The sequence below is a fragment of the Terriglobia bacterium genome (genome assembly GCA_035712365.1).
Lineage (GTDB): Bacteria > Acidobacteriota > Terriglobia > UBA7540 > UBA7540 > SCRD01.
Genome location: DASTAW010000056.1, coordinates 1 through 18,327 on the forward strand (window position 1 = coordinate 1; position 18,327 = coordinate 18,327).

An 18,327-nucleotide genomic window follows, 5' to 3' on the forward strand; every position below is an offset into this window, starting at 1 on the left:
GCCATTTGATGACCACAGGCTTCGACACTCCCAGCGCCTGTTGGATATGGTCGTTCTGCTGGCCCTCAGCCGCCAGCAGGATGATGCGGGCGCGCAGCGCGTCCCGCTGGGCAGCAGAAGGAGAATGGATGACGGTCTCCAACGTCGCTCGCTCTTTGCAGGTTAGTTCAATCGTGGGTGCTCGTCGTGACATAATCGAGCACGATACGTCAATTTGCGACATAAGTCAATGCAATTACATTGCGCAACACTAGATCGCTACCGCTTCCACTGAACAAGCAGCCGGAGACCAGGGATTGGCCTCGCCTCCTGACCCATTGTTCAGTTGCATGCGTCCAAAAAAATGCCCTGAAAGCACCAAGCCCGCCTAGGAAGAAAGGCGGGCCTGGAGGACCAAACTGCTGGTGACTTTCCCTTATTTCTTTTTTGCCTTGGATTTTGCCTTCTTCTTAGCGGCCATAGACCTCCTTCCCTTTGGACTTTCAAACTCCACGCACAGGGGTCAATATCTTGTATCCCTGTGCCTGCCTAACCACGATATATAGGGCCAAACGGCATCCTTGTCAAGAAAAATTTCGTCCCTGACAGCATTTAGGAACTCTTTTTTCACCGCATCTCGAGTGCAACCGCCAGAGCATTCGTCTCGTCGGACGAAAATTCACGCGCGCTTACCGCTCCTGACGAATCTTCGAGGGCTGTCCGGGCCGCACATAGCCCCTCTTTTCGTGTAATGGAATTTCGGCTGTTGTGGTATTGTGTGGCTACCATGAAAAAGAATAACGCCTTTTCACGTCGCTCTTTTCTGGCATCTTTTGCGGCGGCTCCGCTGGGTGCGGCGGCAGCGGCCGCGGCGGCCGCGAAGCACATCCCGATCGGGCTGGAGCTTTATTCGGTCCGCAACGATCTGGAAAAAGATCTGGCCGGAACGGTCAGGCAGGTTGCCAAAATGGGGTACCAGTGCGTGGAATTCTATTCGCCGTATTACGATTGGACGCCGAGCGATGCCAGGAAGGTTCGCCGCGAAATGGACAGCCTGGGCATCCGCTGCTACTCGACGCACAACGACCCGAAGTCCTTCACACCGGAGGGAATCGGGAAGGCGATGGAACTGAACAACATTCTAGGCACGCGCTACATCGTGATGGCGTCGGCCGGCGAGGTTGCTACCCTTGACGGTTGGAAGCGAGTGGCGGAGACGCTGGACACAGCAAACCATACGATGGCGGCCCGCGGCTTGCACGCGGGCTATCACAACCACGATCTCGAGTGGAAACCGGTGGACGGCCAGAAACCGATCGAAGTGCTCGCCGCGAATACCGACAAGAGCATTATGTTGCAGCTCGACGTGGGTACGTGCCTAGAGACCGGCAATGATCCTGTGGCGTGGATCAGAAAAAATCCCGGCCGAATTCGTTCTCTCCATCTCAAGAACTGGTCTCCCAAAGGGGGCTATAAGGTGCTCTTCAGCGAAGGAGTGGCCCCGTGGAAGAAGATTTTCGCAGCCGCAGAGAGCGTGGGTGGCGTTGAATATTACCTGATTGAGCAGGAAGGCAGCCGATACTCCGAAATGAAAACCGTGGATTTATGCCTCCAGGAGTATCGCAAACTGCGCGCCTGAAGCGTTGCTCCCAATCCAATTCATCGAGGCATTCAAAGAAATCCAAATCCGCTGGCGCTGCACCCTTTGCGCCGCTGCGGACTTGAAACACGAACATGACATCTCACACGAACAAGCGTCCACCATTATTCTCCCCTGGAAACACGCTGCCTTTTGTCCTGGTCACGTCGCTGTTCTTTCTCTGGGGAATTCCCAACAACCTTAATGACATTCTCATCAAGCAGTTCATGACGTCGTTTCAAATCACCCGCCTTCAGGCCGGGCTGGTGCAATCGGCATTTTACCTGGGCTATTTCTGCCTCGCCATGCCTGCCGCCTTTCTGATGAGGAGATTTGGATACAAGGCGGGCCTGGTGACGGGGCTGCTTCTTTTTGGCTCGGGCGCGTTTCTGTTTTGGCCCGCGGCCATCGTCGGGAGCTATGGATTTTTCCTGTTTGCTCTGTTCGTCATAGCGAGCGGTCTTTCCTTTCTGGAAACCGGCTCGAACACTTTTATCGCCGTGCTGGGCGACCCGCGAAGTTCCGAGCAGCGCCTGAACCTGTCGCAATCGTTTAACCCACTGGGTTCGATCACGGGAGCCTTGATTGGCACCGTCTTTATTTTTTCGGGAATCGAATTGAGCACGCAGCAGATCGGCGCGCTGAAAGCGCAGGGCACGCTCGCCGCCTATTTGAAAAGTGAAACGTTGCGGGTCGTTCATCCTTACATCGTTCTTGGAGTTGTCGTCTGGGTGATGGCGATTCTCATCCTGCGCACAAAGTTTCCGCAGATCAAAGAGGAAGCAGAAAGAAAAGATTCGCGCGATAAGGGAAAGCTGAGCGATCTGCTGCATTACCCGCATTTTCTTCAGGGTGTGTCGGCGCAGTTCTTCTACGTTGGCGCGCAAGTGGGAACCTGGAGCTTCCTGATTCAATACATCCAGGACTACACCCATCAACCCGAAAAAGTTGCCGGCTATCTGCTGACCGGGAGCCTCGTGGCGTTCGGCGTTGGCAGATTTGTGGCTACTTACCTGATGAAGTTTTTCCGGCCCAACAGGCTGATGGGAGTATATGGGATTGTCAACATAGGGCTGGTGGCAGTGGGCGTTCTGTTTCCGGGCTGGGTGGGAGTGGGAGCCATGTTCCTGACCAGCTTCTTTATGTCTTTAATGTTCCCCACTATCTATGCGCTTGGCATCAAAGGCCTCGGCGCGAACACCAAGCTCGGCGGATCGTTCATCGTTATGGCGATTGTAGGTGGGGCCGCAGCGCCGCCGGCCATGGGACTCCTGTATGAACTCTGGCACAGCATGGCCATCGCCATGGTCGTTCCGCTGGTCTGCTATGCCGTGGTCACGCATTACGCGTACTATGGGTCCAGGATGCGCGTGTCCCCTATTCAGAGTGCCGCGGTTTCAGAAACGGCAGCGCTGTGAAGGAAGCGTCAAGCATGAACGGATTTCCGAGATTTGATTTGAATGGCCAGGTCGCCCTGGTGACCGGCGCAGCACGAGGTCTGGGGCGCGCCATATCGCTGGCAATGGCGAATGCGGGCGCGGACGTGGCGCTTGGGCTCCGTGACCGCAGCACAGGATCCGATCTCGTCAATGAAATAGCGGCCATGGGACGCCGGGCACTCGCCTTGCAGATGGATATGGCGCACCTTGACCAGATTTCCAGCGCCGTAGAAGAGGCTGTGGCGCACTTTGGCCGGCTGGACATTCTGGTGAACAACGCCGGAGTGGCGCCGGGAAATCCGGCCGAGGAGTTCACCGAAGAAGACTTTGATTACACCATGGCGGTCAATGTGAAGGGCACATTCTTTGCCAGCCAGGCTGCAGGGCGTGTGATGATCCGCCAACAGCGCGGCCGCATCATCAACATGAGCTCGCAGGCTGGGTTTGTGGCCCTGCCTACCGAATCGATCTACTGCACCACCAAGGCCGCCATTGCACACCTCACCAAGTGCCTGGCCGTCGAATGGGGAAAACACAACATTACGGTGAACGCCATTGCTCCCACATTCGTTTTTACGCCCGGCACTGAAGAAGCGCTTCGAGACCCGGCATTCCGCGCCGACACCATCGAACGCATCGCAGCTCTGCACCGGATCGGCGACCCGATGGACGTCACGGGAGCGGTGGTTTTTCTGGCATCTCCCGCGGCGTCGTTGGTCACCGGGCACACGATTCTTATTGACGGGGGCTGGACGGCCCGGTAGCACACGCGCCTGGAACGGTTTCATACCTGGTACAAAGGCTCTTCTCCCGAATTCCCGCCAGCGCCCAGGGTTTCTTACGCTTCCACAACGTCGTGTCTGTACCGCTCAATCAGCGCGAGAAATTCCTGCTTCTCGTTGGCGGGAGCCTTGAAGTGGTCGAGAGCAGCGTCGGCGTGCCGGATGCTCGCTTGCCACTCAACGGTTGTGATGCCAAGACCGCCGTGGGACGTCTTCATGTCGCGGCCGGTATATACGCACGGCCCTCCCGAGAGGGCGCACATCTGGCCCACCAGCAACTCGCGCCCGCGCCGGACAGAATCAAGGCTGCGGCCGCCCCCAAAGCGGGCAAACATGGGATCGGCCCGCATGCGCCGGAGAAATTCATCGATAATTGCCGCGATGCCATCGTAGCCGCCCAGCCGTTCGTAGAGTGTGCTCCCTGGTTTTTGTGCAGCGGATTCCATGCGGTCACGCCCCTTTCTGATCCTCAAGATGTTTGCCCAAGCCGAAGGGCGTGTCAAGCAGGCCGCCGTAAGCGAGCCGCGGGTCCGTCGGTTCCAAAGCCACTGTCATGCCTTTACGTCACCCCTTTTCCTGCTTTTCCTGGAAGCACAATGAGTGGTACTCTACCTGCACTGCCTGGATTATTGGAGGAAAGCATGCATCGACGAGCATTCATCAAGGGTTCTCTGGCCGGCGTCGGCGGGGCCCTGCTGCTGGACATTTCCTGCAAATCAGCCAAGCAACCGCCTGCGCCGGATGCGCGCCTGAAGGGAGCGTTCCGCAGCCCGGAGAGAAATGGATGGACATTTGTGCACCTTGAGGGCACACCCGCGGAGATAGGATATCAGCACGGCTACTTGCTGGCAGACAGGATCGAAGACGCCACCAAGGTCACCATCCTTCAGCAGACCCACAACAGAAAGTGCGGCTGGGATTTTTATCGAGGCGCCGCGAAAAGCATGCTTTGGCCAAAAATCGAGGCCGAATATCGCGAGGAACTTCAGGGCATTGCCGACGGCTTGCGGGCCCGGGGCAGCAAGCTCGACCTCTGGGACGTGGTTGCGCTGAACGCTTCCATGGAGTGGGACTACTACATGAAGGAGTATGACAAGACGCATAAGGACGAGACGTCGGCTGATCTCGCGGCTCCCGAACATTGCAGCGCCTTTGCCGCCACCGGCAGCTACACGAAGGACGGCAAAATCGTCATTGCCCACAACTGCTGGACGGGATACCTGGACGGCGAGCGTTGGACGATCATCTATGACATCGCTCCCTCACATGGTTACCGGATGTTGATGGACGGGTTCCCAGGTTTCATCCACAGCGGCGACGATTTCGGCATTAATTCCACGGGAATCACCATTACGGAAACCACCATCTCCGGCTTTTCCGGCTACGATCCCTCGGGCATTCCGGAATTCGTGCGCGCTCGCAAAGGCATGCAGTATTCGAGTTCCATTGACGATTACGTGCGGATCATGAAAACGGGCAACAACGGAGGCTATGCCAACAACTGGCTGATCGCCGATCACAAGACCAATGAAGTCGCGGACCTGGAACTGGGGCTGAAAAACGTGAACCTGTGGCGCACCAAGGATGGCTTCTTTGTGGGATCGAACTTCCCCGTCAGCCCCAAGCTCGCCAGTGAGGAAACCAACTTCGACCTGAACGACATGAGCAACAGCGCCAACGCGCGGCATGTGCGCTGGAAGCAGTTGATGGCCGAAAACAAAGGGAAAATCGACATGGCGATGGCCCAGAAATTCATGGGCGACCACTACGATTCATTCGCGAAGAAAGAGGACCCCAGCGAACGCACGCTGTGCGGCCACGTCGATCTGTCGCCGCGCGGATCGGGCACGTGGCAGCCGCCCTATGGCATCGCAGGCGCCGTGCAAAATAAAGGCGCGGACGCAGCCATGATCGAAAAGATGGCGCTTTCCGCATCGGCGGGCCATTGCTGCGGGATCGACTTTAACGCTGCCGAGCACTTGAAAAAGCATCCGGAGTTCAACTGGGAGGCGCCGCTGCTTCGGGACATGCCTTCAAAACCCTGGACCCTGTTCTCAACTTCAACCTGAGAATTCCATCCGGGCCAGGTCAGCGCTGCGATCCAAGGAAGTGCGCCAGCCATTCCATAGCCCGCCACACGGCTTCCGGCGTGGGCATGTGGCCTTTGTGATGGTTGAAGTAACCGATGTTTTCAGGCTTGCCGTACAGATTGTAAACTTGTCGCGCGGCATTAATGTAGTACCAGCTTTTGGCGGTGTCGTAAGTGTCGCCGCCAATCAGTAGAAACGGCCTGGGGGCAATCAGCCCGATGAGTTCGTGCTGATCCGTCCCTTTCTCCGCTTTGTCAATGAAATCGCCGAAATACCAGTAGTCATCATAATTCGAAAACGATAAGCCAACGCCCGGCTCGTTAGAGACCACGGAGGTAATTCGCGGCTCAAAAGCCGCCGCATAAAGCGCCATTTTGCCACCGAGCGAATGCCCGATGATGCCGATATGGTCGCGGTCGACCTCCGGCAGCGAGTAGAGGTAATCAACCAGTCGCTGCGCATCCCACACCCACTTGCCAAGACCGGTGCAGTTTGGATGGCGCAGTTTCAGGTTGGCGACGGCTTCTGAATACCACTCACCGTAGCTCTCGCCAAACCACCGAATAGCCACCGAAATGTATCCCTTTTGCACCGCCGTGTACGCGTAGGAATCGACACCCATGCCCAGGAAACTGCGCCCCGACAGGTTTCGGCCAGCCGGAGTGTCCACGTCATAGAAGGGAACAATCACCACCGGGCGCGGGCGTTGAAGATTGCTTGCCGGCATCATTACCAGAACCTTTTCCCACCAATCCGGTTCCACTTGAAGATACATGAGGCGCGCAGTGTAGTTCTGGTCTTTCACTGTTTCCACCAGCCGTGCCTGAGGTGATGGGGAGCTCGTTTCCATCGAGCCAAGCAGTTTGAGCCATTTTGCAAGGATAGCTTCGCGCCGGGGTTTCCATTCCGCAACTGAGCCGATTCCGGCAACAAGTGATGACAGGCTGCCAATCGACGATTCGTAACCGGCGGGTGGGCTATTGTACGGCTTGAACCAGTCGGGCGATTGCTGCGACTGCGGCAAACGAGGCCGGGGTTCGGCCGTGCGGCATACACGAAAACCTGTGAATCGGCTCTTGTAACCAGGTTCGATGGACGACCGGTATCCCCGTGCCCATTCGGAAGTAGTGCTGATGAATGATCCGCCGCGAACAATGCGCGCCAATCCTCGCAGCGGGCCGGCAGGATTGTATGAACCCTGCGGGGTGCTTTCAGGATTGAAATAATCACTGGTCCATTCCCAAACGTTGCCGAACATGTCAAACAGGCCAAACTGGTTGGGAGAGTAGCTCCCCACCGGCTTCGTACCCGAAGTCTGTAATTCTTCGCTCAGGCGCGCCAAGTTCTTCGTATCCGAGGTTCCAAGGTTGGCCGCGGCAGTCTTGCCTTTCAATTCAGCAATAGGGCCCGCGGCGTGGCTCCACTCGGCGTCGGTGGGAAGGCGATAGCCGTTCCGGCCGGCTTCACAAGAGCCAGTTTCCAGCTTGTAGCAGGGTTCAAGGTTTTCGCGCAGGCTCCGCAGGTTGCAATAACGGATGGCCTCCCACCAGCTTACCGTCTCAACGGGAAGATCAGCACCTTTTTGGAACGACGGATTGTAGCCCATAACGGCTTCAAATTCGCGCTGTGTCAGTTCCTTTGGAGCAATGAGGAACTTGACGAGGGTGACGCTGACAGGAACCTTGGTCAGGCTGTCGATCACCTCGTAGCTCATGCCGGGCACTTCAATCAACCCGCCGGATGAAGCATCCGCCGGCACCCGCGTTTGCAGCCCAGCCGCGGCGCCTTTATTGCCGCTCGCGCGGCGAAGGCCCGACATGAGAGTCCCTGCCCCGAGGACTGAACCCTTAAGGAAATTTCGTCTTTCCATCAACCCTCCTGGCTTTCCATCTCCTGTAGCAAGGAATTATGCCCTTCGCACGCCGCGTGAATCATACCGCAGAGACGACGGATGTGGAAGATAGCCTGATAAAGAGGAACACGCACAGGGGCTCCGATCGGTGGGCCGAGAAGGGCAAGCACGATTTTTGCTGATTACGGTGCTGGAATATCGCGAGCGATGTCGAATTTAAAGGGGTGACGCGCGCCGGTCAGAAATGCAAATGGAAATCGCTGATGGGCCCTTCAATACTCCACACTCTGCATGCTCGCCGGAGACTCGCCAAGAGGTTGATAGCTGCAGCCCGGCGCGGTGCTTTCATGTGACAGGTTTGCAGACGGCGCGTTCAGCACATTGTCAAAAAAGTGCAGCACGCACGACGATGTTTCGGCAAGGCCCCTGGCTCCATTGACAGGTCCAAGGTAGCCCATCATTCCCATTCCCGGGCTGTAGAGAACTGCCAGGTCCGTGAAGTTAAAATCTCGCGTTCCGGTTATGTGCGCCGTCCAGCAGTTCGCGGAGTCCCTGCAGGCGTCATGGGTTTCCTGGTCCAAGTCAGCCTCCTGCTCCTGAAATCTCTTCACCGAAGTACTGGAAAGTGCCCGCTGCAGCCAGGGAGCACGCAGGGTCCAGTCACTCAAGATAAACAGGAAGGGCTCCTTGATGTGTTCAGCCCGAACATCCCCAAACAGATTTCCGTCGATGTCCGCGGCGGCCTTGCAGCGCGGGTCCGTCGAGCACGCTTGCGCGGCTGCGGCGCCTCCAAATGACTGTCCGAAAATTCCAAGTCTCGCAAGGTCGAACCGCCCGTAGAACCGGTTGCTCGAATCTGAATTCATCTGCGCCAGGCTGCCAATTGCAAACCGAATGTCCGCCGCCCACACTTTCACCATGCGATCGCCCGCCGACCGGATAGCCTGCTCGGATCCACGCGGGAACGATGCTTCAGCAAGATGGCTGGCCACTCGGCCGTCCGGAAACCGCACAACCGGCGCGCTGTAAGTGCTGGTAATCCCCAGGACTACGTAGCCATGACTTACGATGTCTTCGATCAAGGTGGTGTAGTCGCTGGGCAGATTGCCGTGGCCGGTGGAAAACACCAGGACGGGGTAGGCTTGGCGCGTTGAGGCGATGGGAGCGTCAGTAATCGCGTGGACCCGGACACGTCCCGGAATCGTCACAGGCCGCCAGGGCAGTTGAGCTGCCCAGGCCGAGGGGATGTATTCAGCAGATTTCGATTGCCGTGAAGCGGCGGCGGGATACCAGAGCCACACCATCAACTCCCGGTGTTTTCCAATGGCGGAGGAGTACGGGTCCTCGCGCTTCGGGTCCGTCCAGTCAAAAATCGCCCGGCCAACAGCGTAGGGACCCGACGGATTGGGCAGGACCACCTCCCGGTGGTCGCCAAAATGCACGATGGCCCCGAATACTCCGATGAGCGCCAGGATGACGAGAATGATAACGAGCACCGCGATCGATGCCGTTCTGATAACTCCGATTCCTGCTGCTACGGATTTATTGCCAAGTAAATCGGGTTGAAAAGACAAATCCTCTTCCAGTCCGGTTGAAGTTTTCTCTTGTCACGAGAATGGCGGCGGAGACCGTCAATCCCCTCCACCGCTCGCGCCGGCAAGCCTCAGTGGCGCCTGTATCCATAAAACCAGCAGGCGGTGGTTGGATCCGCGGTTCCCAACGCTGTGGCGGTTGCCTGCGGGAATCAGAAACTGGTCGCCGGGGCCCCGCATAGCGCGCGCGCCCAGACTTCGGCAACGCTTTCGCGCTCGAGCGGACGGCCCTGCGGCCAAAGGTGAACCTCAAGCCCAGGCATGGCCAGATTTCTCCCCGAGGGTCTATTATAACGGACTATCAGCCTGACCGGTGAATACGCGGACGAACATCATGCGGCAACTCGGGAGGACACAAGTGAATCTGAAAATAAGGCGCCTGATGACTCGAGCCAATTCTCAAACGAGGTTCCAAGCGATGCCCTTGAACTCGATCAGAAGAAATCGACTGCTGCGACACACGATCGTGGTGATGTCACTCAGCCTGCTGCTGGCCCCGGGGATGTGCGCCTCGCAACAGCCCGTCCCGGTTCCGCAGGTTAATGCGAACCTGGGTCCCTGTACCGTGGACTTCACAGTCAGCCAGAGCAGCAACCGGCCGCTGTACAATGCCGAGATCTCGGTGAAGATATCCTATGGTTTTATGGGAATCAAGAAAATGGATTTGAAGGTCGGGACCAATAGCGAGGGCAAAGCGCGTTTTGTGGGCCTGCCCGACAGAGTCCATAACCCCCCGCTGGTATTCGCAGTCAATGCCAAAGGCTTGAGCAAAACTGTCAACTACTGGCCGAGCGTTAAGTGCCAGGCGCGTTACGATGTAATCATGGAAGGGCGCTGAATACTCCTGCCCTGTTCGGGGGCTGATCAAAACAGCCGCAGGCGAGCATCGCCGGACGCTGTATCGACTTCAGCTTGTTATTCATGGGCTCTCTGTCAGGATGTGCGAAGGACAAGTTTCAAGATGAAGAAATACCTGTTTGTATTCCTAGCAGGAATCGTTCTGGTTCCGACGGCATTATACGTCTATCTTCGTTCCGGTTACGCACCGGTTTCGGCATCCGCCTCGCCTCTTCCCTTTGAGCGCTTTTTCGCCAAGCTTGCCATGCGCGCAACTCTGTCGCATGATGTCCCCAAAGTTGACACTGCGCCGCCGGCTGGGGCCGATCTCCAAAGCGGCGCGAATCTGTATCGTGAAAATTGCGCAGTATGCCACGGTCTCCCAAGCACGCCTCAAACGCCCATTTCAAAAGGGATGTATCCTCATCCGCCGCAATTTTTCAGGCTCGGCCAGCCCGTCACGTACGATGCGAACCAGCCTTACCACCCCGCCAGCCCTAAGGCTTATTGGAAAGTGAAGAACGGTGTCCGCCTGACAGGAATGCCCGGTTTTAAAGATTCACTCACCGAACAACAGATCCTGCAACTTAGCCAGTTTTTGGCGAACGCCAGAAATCTGCCGCCCGCCGTGAGGGCCGAGCTGGAAGGCAAGACCGAACCAGCGCCCTCAGGCGGGCCGATAGCCGGACCGGGCCAGAGCGCGACCGTAGGCCACAGGTAAACTTTGCCCTGGTCCAAAATGCGATAACCGAATTGCCGCATGAAATAAACCTCGAATATCAAAAATAGCTGGGAGGCACGCCTCGAGCGCAGGTACAATCATATCCGGGGTTCACAGCGTTTATCTCTCTGCTTCCGGTCCCCTGCCTCCTCGGGAAGGAAATGCACCAGGTGCTGGGCGGGTAACGCTTGCATTGCCGGGTTAATCCCCGGGAAGGTCGCCAGCCGCCCTGGAGATTTTTTCAAAGCAACTCGCATCGGTTTTCTGGTTATACCGGGACCGCTTCATCAGGCCTCAAAGCGATGAAGGGTGCAAAAAAGCGTGTCAAGGCGCGGATTGGAGAGCTCTTCTTTGAGCAGTCATGAAATTTTACTTTCTGCTTTCACTCCTGCTGGTGGCTTGCCCGAGGGCGTTGCTCGCCGGGCCTCCGTTCCAGACCGACGACCCCGAACCCGTCCCATACAAACACTATGAGTTCTACACTTTCTCCTCTGCCGGCTCCACGCGGCTTGAAACAGACACGCTGGGGCCCGCAGTGGAACTCAATTGGGGAGCAGTTCCCAACGTGCAGCTTCATTTGATTGTTCCCGCCGCGGCGGCATTTCCATCGGACGGGCCGGCGGCGTTTGGCATGGGCGACATCGAGACGGGAATCAAATACCGCTTTGTTCCAGAAACCAGGCATCGCCCGATGGTTGGCACGTTTACAATGCTTGAAATGCCGACAGGAAACGCCGACCGCGGCCTGGGCGTTGGCCAATTATGGGCGCGTATTCCGATCTGGATTCAGAAAAGCTTTGACCCCTGGACCACCTACGGTGGCGGCGGTGTGGTGATCAACCACGCTCCGGGCGCGCGGGATTATCCATTCAGCGGATGGTTGCTTCAGAGAGATTTTGGCAAGAAGTGGACACTCGGAGGAGAAGTCTTCTACCATGGCCCCGAAGGGCAGGGGACGCCGAGCCCGCGCCCCGCCACCATGGTCGATCTGGGAGGCTACTACTACTTCCGGAATCCCGGTTTTCAACTTCTGTTCGCTTACGGCCACAGCATCGCCGGACAGACCGAAAACTATGCCTACCTCGGACTCTACTGGACCTGGGGACCAAAGTCCGCCGGGGACGATTAGCCCTGCAAAGATCCGCTGGCGCAAAGGAGAAGTCCATGGATTGCCCAACCGCATTTCGCGACGCTCGCTGGACGGTCCGCCTGGCCGTGCTTGCCGTGGCCGTTTCGAGTCTTGCCGCCTTCAGCAGAGCAAGAGCTGCAACGCCCGGGTTGGAGTTTGAGATTTCTTTTCCCGCGGGGGTCCACAGCAAGCCCATTACCGGACGCGTCTACGTGATGCTTTCCGATGATCAGGATCCCGAGCCGCGGTTGCAGGTTGGGTCGTGGGGCAGTCACCCGCCGTTTTTCGGTGTTGATGTCAGCCGGCTCAAACCGGGGCAGACGGTCGTCATCAACGCAAGCACACTTGGCTTCCCAACACGCAGCTTGAGGGAGGTGCCGTCAGGTGACTACTATGTGCAAGCGCTGGTCAATGTCTATTCAGAGTTCCATCGCTCCGATGGCCATGCCATCTGGGCGCACATGGACCAGTGGGAGGGACAGCAGTTCAACAGCGCACCGGGCAATCTTTACAGCAAGGTTGAGCGCGTCCATCTGGATCCCGCTGCGGGTTTTGACATCAAGCTGAGCCTGACGCAGGTAATCCCGCCGGTGAACGTCCCGGCGGATACGGCGTGGGTGAAGCGCATCAAAATCCAGAGCAAATTGCTCAGCAGGTTCTGGGGCCGTCCCATCTACCAGGGTGCGGTCGTGCTGCTGCCCAGGGGCTACGACTCCCACCCTGAAAGCTACTATCCGGTGATCTACGAGCAGGGGCACTTCGGCCTGGGGCCCGCGTTCAGCTTCTCCACCGCCGATAAAGATGTGTCCGGGCGCGTGGAGAACATCCTCCGTTCTTACAACATTGAGACCGGCTACCAATTTTACAAAGCCTGGAACTCCGCCGGTTTCCCCCGGATGATCGCCGTCACTTTCCAGCATCCCACACCGTTTTTCGACGACTCCTATGCGGTGAACTCTGCCAACAATGGGCCGTACGGCGACGCCCTCATGACGGAACTGATTCCCTACGTCGAAACGCATTTTCGGATTATCCGCAAACCCTACGCCCGCGTGCTGACCGGCGGATCGACGGGAGGATGGGAATCGCTGGCGCTCCAGGTCTTTCACCCGGAATTTTTTGGCGGCACATGGACGCTCTATCCCGATCCGGTGCACTTCACGCACGATCAGCTCATCGACATCTACAGTGATGACAATGCCTTTTTTGCGCCGGGCCGCCGCTGGCTGCGGGCGATCAGACCGCTCAGCCGCGAAACCGATGGGCAGGTAACCACAACCGTCCAGCAGGAAAGCCAGCTCGAGGACGTGCTGGGCAGCCATGGCCGCTCCGGCCAACAACTCGAAGCCTGGGAAGCGGTGTACGGACCCGTCGGCGCGGACGGCTATCCCAAACCGCTTTGGGACAAGCGCACAGGCGAAATCGACCATAACGTAGCCGACTACATGCGCGATCACGGCTATGATCTCACGCAATATCTGCGGCGGAACTGGTCAAAAATCGGCGCCAGCCTGGTGGGAAAAATCCACATCGACGTGGGCGATATGGACACCTATTACCTGAACCTGGCGTGTTACGACCTGGAAAAGTTCCTGGAAAGTACGACCAACCCTTACTACGACGGGAAGTTCGAGTACGGGCGGCCCGAGAAAGGTCATGGCTGGCAGTCAACCACCCAGGAGAACATGGTCCGCATCATGGCTGGCCACGTCGCAGCCAACGCGCCCGCCGATGCGAACCTTAAAGAGTGGCATTATAAGTAGGTGGATAGATCGCAAAACAACTGTTCCGTGAAACTGACCGCCGTCATGCTTGCCCTTTTCGTCCTCATGCCGCCCAGCATGCTGCCAAAAGTCGATCTGGCGCCGTGGGACGAAATCCTGCATCAGTATGTCAATCAGCAACATCTGGTCGATTACACAAAGTTGAAACAGCATGATGGGAAAAAGCTCCACGAGTTCGTTGCAAGCCTCGGCCAGCCTGGATCGCAGAAACTATCGGCGGATGAGAAAAAAGCGCTCCTGATCAACGCCTACAACTCAATGACGATGGAGTGGATTGTCGAAAATTATCCGGTGCAAAGCATCTGGGACACGCCAAGCCCCTTCAAGGCGCGGCGTTTTCGCCTGGCCGGAGAATCGGTCTCGCTGGATGAGATCGAATCCCGCCTTCGCGAGATGAAAGATCCCAGGATTCATGCCGCGCTGGTATGCGCTGCGCGCAGTTGTCCGCCGCTCAGGCGCGAAGCCTACTTGCCCGGAAGGCTGGACGAGCAATTGGATGCCAACGTGCGCGAGTGGCTGGCCAATTCTGCGCTTAACAATTTTTATCCGGAAAGGCGCCTGGTGAGCGTGAGTCCAATCTTCAAATGGTATCGATCGGATTTCGATGCATATCCGGGCGGATTTCACGGTTTCCTGCTTAAGTTCGGCCCGCCGGCTGCCATGGACAAACTCAGAGACGGCAAGTTCGCCATCCGCTTCGAAACTTACCACTGGGGCTTGAATGATCAATCCGGCCGGGGTAAGGGCTACTCGTCATTTCAGTTGGGCATCAATTGGCTGAAGAACTGGTTTCGCAACTGGTCTCGAAACCTGGGGCGGAAATACAACGTCAATCCTGCCATCTTCGCCGGGATCTATTTGGGCGCCATTCCATTCTTTACTGTTTGCGTCGGCTGGATCATCAGCAACCTGCGCCGAAAGAAATCCATCACTCTGCCTGTCCTGGCGGCTTCCTTCTTCTTCATCTCCGCCTATCTTTATCTGCTCATCGTGGGGCGCAACATCCCAGCGTGGGTTTATGCCTTCGTCCTGGCGATGATCATTTTCGGGGTGTACTCAACAGTCCGTAAAGTCCGCGCTCAAGCGCGCGTCGGCGACAAGACTTGAAAAGTGATTGCTTGCTTGCATCCATCCTGCAGAAGACACTCGTCCCACGGTAAACCCTTCGATCTTTTAACCGCGCAAGGCTTTGCACCCGGCGAAAGGCCCTTCGCACCCATAGCTACCTGTGGCATATGCGTACCTGATCAGCAACAAGCCGTGGCGCGATGTTTGGCAACTGGCATGCTCGGTTGATGCAAACTCTTCTCATGTGGGGTGGAGTATGGCTTGGAGAGTGTCTGAAGAGCGGCGCGTTTACGTCCATCATCGTCGTCGCGAAGTGCGATGCCGCCTGTGGTACGAAGTGACCCCATTTCGGGAAGGCATGTACAGGTACTTTCTGGTTGGGATTGAAGAACTCGAGTAACACCAAGCGGCGCTTGTGCGGAGCCAGCCAACTGGTGAGGAACCAAACGGCGCCCGCGCTTGAAATCACCAACGCAGCCCACATCCCTAGCGCGTATTACACCTCGACAACGCAGGCAAAATGCACTGCCGGGACTTCCCGGATTTGATCCAGCACGTCCTGGCAAATCAGCTCATCGATATTGACCAGGCCAATCGCTTCCCCTGCCTGTTGGCTCCTGCCCAGGGCGAAACTGGCGATATTAACTTTGTTATCGCCCAAAATCGTTCCCACGCGCCCAATCACGCCCGGCACGTCCTGATTGCGGATAAACAGGATGAAGCCCTTCAGAGAAGCTTCTATGTTGATCTCGTTGATGCCAAGGATGCGCAATCCACGCATTCCCACCATGCCCAGGACCGAGGGCGAATCGACGTCCGTGCGCAGAGCGATGCCCAACGAGTTTGAATATGCGGCGCGATGCGCGCTTCTGACCTCGATAACCTCAATTCCCCGCTCCTGCGCCAGGGAGGCAGCGTTGATCAGGTTGATCTCATGCAGGAGAGGCTTGCTGAGGACACCTTTGAGAACGGCATTCTTCACCAGATGGGTGTTGAGTTCAGCCAGCCCGCCGTCATAGCTGATCTTCACCTCTTCCAGGCGTTCGCCGGCAATCTGGGCAACAAAAGCGCCGAGTTTCTCCCCGAGCTGGATGTAAGGCTCAAGCTTCTTATACTCTTCAGGAGAGATGGCGGGCATGTTGACGGCGTTGCGCGGAACGCCCAGCCGCAGGTAATCCCGAACCTGCTCGGCGATGCTGATGCCTACATTTTCGAGCGCTTCGTCGGTGGATCCCGCGATGTGGGGCGTAGCGATCACGTTCGGGTGCGCCACCAGCCTGGAATCAGTTGGAGGTTCCTTTTCAAACACGTCGAGGGCAGCCCCAGCAACGTGGCCGCTCTCCAGGGCCTGGAGAAGGTCTTCTTCCTTGATCAGCTCTCCGCGCGCGCAGTTGATGAGGCGAACGCCCGGCTTCGTCTTGGCAAGCGTTTCGGCGTTAATGAGATGATGGGTTTCTGCAGTCGCTGCCGTGTGCAGGCTGATGAAGTCGCTTTCGCCCAGCAGTTCATCAAACTTCACCAGCCTCACGCCCTGCTCCTGGGCAAGCCGCAACGGCACGTAAGGGTCGTAAGCGATCACCTGCATTTCAAACGCGCGGGCCAGCCGCGCCACTTCACTGCCAATCCGACCCAGTCCGACCAGCCCCAGCGTCTTGCCGCGCAGTTCCGTGCCGGTGAGTTTCTTCTTTTCCCAGGCTCCCCGTTTCATTGAAGCATCGGCCTGTGGAATCCGCCTGGCCAGCGATACCAGGAATCCAACCGCCTGCTCCGCAACGCTGGTTGCGCTGCCGCCCGGAGTGTTCATCACCACAATGCCGTGCTTTGTGGCGGCCTCGAGGTCCACGTTATCAACGCCCACACCGGCCCGCCCGACGGCGCGCAGACATCTGGCATGCGCCAGCAGGTCGGCATTCACGTTGGTGGCGCTTCGTACCACCAGCGCGTCGGCGTCCTTGATCTCTTCGATCAGGGAGAGGCTTTTCTGCTTGGGCAGGAAAACGACGTTCCAGGAATCGTCCGATTGGAGCACTTCCAGGGCCTTCAGAGAAACGTTGTCCGCAACCAGGATTTTCATGTCGTGTCCGCGCCAGGATCAGGTCAGCCTCCGGGGCGCGCCACCCTCCCTTCGACAAGATGGGTTTTTCGCTTAGACGACCTCGCGGTTTCTATCCATGCGATCGCTCAAACTCTTTCATAAAGGCGACGAGTGCCTCGACGCCTGCGAGCGGCATACCGTTGTAAATTGAAGCGCGCACTCCCCCGACCGCTCGGTAACCCTTCAACGAGTACAGCCCTTGCCGGCCAGCCTGCTTGAGGAATGCTTCCAGCGCCTCTGGCGAAGGCAGGTCAAACGTGACGTTCATCGTGGAACGGTGCGCTTTGTCCACCAGCGGTTTGTAAAAACTCGACTGGTCAAGCGCGCTGTAGAGGAGTTGGGCCTTCTGATTGTTGCGGCGTTCCATTTCGCTGACGCCTCCCAGGTCTTTCATCCAGCGCAAAACTTCACGAGTGAAATAAATGTTGAAGGTGCTCGGCGTATTGATGAGCGACTGGCCCTTTTCCACGGCAGCGTAATCGAGCAGCGGCGGCGTCATTGGCAGGGCGTGGCCGAGAAGGTCTTTGCGGATGACGACGATGGCGGTCCCGCCCGGACCCAGGTTCTTCTGGAGGCTCGCATAAACAACCCCAAAACGTGAATAATCCATTACGCGCGACAAAATCTCTGAAGTCGTATCGGCGACCACGGGTATATCACCAGCTTCGGGAAACTTGTTCCAACGCGTTCCGTAGGCTGTGTTGTTGGTGGTGATGTGGAGATAAGAAGTGTCCGCAGGGACACGGCCCATGTCCAGTTCCGGGATGCGCACGAAGTTGTCACCTCGGCCGCTGGCGACTGTCTCAATGGTGCCATAAGGAACAGCGTCCTTGATCGCGGTGCCGGAGAACACTCCCGTTTCAACGTAGGCTGCGCGGTGCGCCGGCTTCAGCCCGACCAGGTTCATCGGTATCGCGGAAAACTGCATGCGGGCCCCGCCGTGTACGAAAAGCACTGCATAGTTTTCCGGGAGCGAAACAAGTTCTCGAAAAAGCGCAACGGCCTCATCCACCACGGCCATGAAGTCTTTGGAGCGATGGCTGATTTCGATGATGGAGGCGCCAACGCCGCCATAATTCAGGAACTCCTGCTGCACGCGGGACATGACGGCGTCGGGAAGCATGGCCGGCCCCGGACTGAAGTTGAAAACCCTCCCTGCCGCCATCGCCGATGAATGCGCAGGCGCATTTGCTTCATGAGGTGTGGACATTGGACTCTCCTTTGACAAGGCCATTCTAAAGCCGGGAACAAGACCGAAATCCCGGTACATTCCATTTACAAGCAGGTGTCGGATGGAATTTTCCCGCGTGCACTGGAGCA

General features: G+C 57.4%; 16 protein-coding genes. 10 read left to right on the forward strand and 6 right to left on the reverse strand.

The window, feature by feature from the left end; translation table 11 throughout:
- Positions 1 to 193: helix-turn-helix domain-containing protein (locus VFQ24_17110; GenBank protein HET9180076.1), on the reverse strand; the 193-nt coding region annotated here is incomplete at its 3' end.
- A 573-nt stretch (positions 194 to 766) separates the two neighbouring features.
- Between VFQ24_17110 and VFQ24_17115 the strand changes: the two genes are divergently transcribed.
- The 3 genes from VFQ24_17115 to VFQ24_17125 all read left to right on the forward strand — a co-directional run bounded on the left by VFQ24_17115 (position 767) and on the right by VFQ24_17125 (position 3,821).
- A complete protein-coding gene (locus VFQ24_17115; protein ID HET9180077.1) occupies positions 767 to 1,618 on the forward strand; it encodes a sugar phosphate isomerase/epimerase in 852 nt (283 codons plus the stop codon).
- A gap of 95 nt (positions 1,619 to 1,713) precedes the next feature.
- Positions 1,714 to 3,036, forward strand: a complete 1,323-nt coding sequence (gene fucP / locus VFQ24_17120) for an L-fucose:H+ symporter permease (GenBank protein ID HET9180078.1) — start codon at positions 1,714 to 1,716, stop codon at positions 3,034 to 3,036.
- 14 nt (positions 3,037 to 3,050) lie between these two features.
- Positions 3,051 to 3,821 (forward strand): glucose 1-dehydrogenase, encoded by a 771-nt coding sequence (locus VFQ24_17125; GenBank protein HET9180079.1) that lies wholly within the window; start codon positions 3,051 to 3,053, stop codon positions 3,819 to 3,821.
- A gap of 74 nt (positions 3,822 to 3,895) precedes the next feature.
- Here VFQ24_17125 and VFQ24_17130 read toward each other — a convergent pair whose 3' ends face one another.
- Complete coding sequence (locus VFQ24_17130; GenBank protein HET9180080.1) at positions 3,896 to 4,285, reverse strand: group 1 truncated hemoglobin; 390 nt, start codon at positions 4,283 to 4,285, stop codon at positions 3,896 to 3,898.
- A 195-nt stretch (positions 4,286 to 4,480) separates the two neighbouring features.
- Here VFQ24_17130 and VFQ24_17135 point away from each other — a divergent pair, with 195 nt between their 5' ends.
- Positions 4,481 to 5,908 carry a C45 family peptidase gene (locus VFQ24_17135; protein HET9180081.1) on the forward strand — a complete coding sequence of 476 codons (1,428 nt, stop codon included), beginning with the start codon at positions 4,481 to 4,483 and terminating at the stop codon, positions 5,906 to 5,908.
- A 19-nt stretch (positions 5,909 to 5,927) separates the two neighbouring features.
- On the opposite strand, the gene VFQ24_17140 is transcribed toward VFQ24_17135, so the two are convergent.
- Together VFQ24_17140 and VFQ24_17145 are read right to left on the reverse strand one after the other, a co-directional pair.
- Positions 5,928 to 7,799: an SUMF1/EgtB/PvdO family nonheme iron enzyme gene (locus tag VFQ24_17140; protein HET9180082.1), complete on the reverse strand. Its 1,872-nt coding sequence runs from the start codon at positions 7,797 to 7,799 to the stop codon at positions 5,928 to 5,930.
- Between the two features lie 254 nt (positions 7,800 to 8,053).
- Positions 8,054 to 9,355: a hypothetical protein gene (locus VFQ24_17145; protein HET9180083.1), complete on the reverse strand. Its 1,302-nt coding sequence runs from the start codon at positions 9,353 to 9,355 to the stop codon at positions 8,054 to 8,056.
- A gap of 436 nt (positions 9,356 to 9,791) precedes the next feature.
- Here VFQ24_17145 and VFQ24_17150 point away from each other — a divergent pair, with 436 nt between their 5' ends.
- The 6 genes from VFQ24_17150 (at position 9,792) to VFQ24_17175 (ending at position 15,312) form a co-directional block, all read left to right on the forward strand.
- Complete coding sequence (locus VFQ24_17150; protein ID HET9180084.1) at positions 9,792 to 10,211, forward strand: hypothetical protein; 420 nt, start codon at positions 9,792 to 9,794, stop codon at positions 10,209 to 10,211.
- A 123-nt stretch (positions 10,212 to 10,334) separates the two neighbouring features.
- A complete protein-coding gene (locus VFQ24_17155; protein HET9180085.1) occupies positions 10,335 to 10,931 on the forward strand; it encodes a c-type cytochrome in 597 nt (198 codons plus the stop codon).
- Positions 10,932 to 11,292: 361 nt separating this feature from the next.
- On the forward strand, positions 11,293 to 12,060 hold the full coding sequence (locus VFQ24_17160) for a hypothetical protein (GenBank protein ID HET9180086.1): 768 nt from the start codon (positions 11,293 to 11,295) through the stop codon (positions 12,058 to 12,060).
- A gap of 35 nt (positions 12,061 to 12,095) precedes the next feature.
- Positions 12,096 to 13,823 carry an alpha/beta hydrolase-fold protein gene (locus tag VFQ24_17165; GenBank protein ID HET9180087.1) on the forward strand — a complete coding sequence of 576 codons (1,728 nt, stop codon included), beginning with the start codon at positions 12,096 to 12,098 and terminating at the stop codon, positions 13,821 to 13,823.
- Complete coding sequence (locus VFQ24_17170) at positions 13,824 to 14,951, forward strand: DUF547 domain-containing protein (protein HET9180088.1); 1,128 nt, start codon at positions 13,824 to 13,826, stop codon at positions 14,949 to 14,951.
- A 217-nt stretch (positions 14,952 to 15,168) separates the two neighbouring features.
- Positions 15,169 to 15,312, forward strand: a complete 144-nt coding sequence (locus VFQ24_17175) for a hypothetical protein (GenBank protein ID HET9180089.1) — start codon at positions 15,169 to 15,171, stop codon at positions 15,310 to 15,312.
- 96 nt (positions 15,313 to 15,408) lie between these two features.
- Here the strand turns inward: VFQ24_17175 and serA are convergent, their stop codons facing one another.
- Both serA and serC read right to left on the reverse strand, forming a co-directional pair.
- Positions 15,409 to 16,986 carry a phosphoglycerate dehydrogenase gene (gene serA, locus VFQ24_17180; GenBank protein ID HET9180090.1) on the reverse strand — a complete coding sequence of 526 codons (1,578 nt, stop codon included), beginning with the start codon at positions 16,984 to 16,986 and terminating at the stop codon, positions 15,409 to 15,411.
- 91 nt (positions 16,987 to 17,077) lie between these two features.
- Positions 17,078 to 18,217, reverse strand: a complete 1,140-nt coding sequence (serC, locus tag VFQ24_17185; GenBank protein HET9180091.1) for a 3-phosphoserine/phosphohydroxythreonine transaminase — start codon at positions 18,215 to 18,217, stop codon at positions 17,078 to 17,080.
- Positions 18,218 to 18,327: the final 110 nt, after the last annotated feature.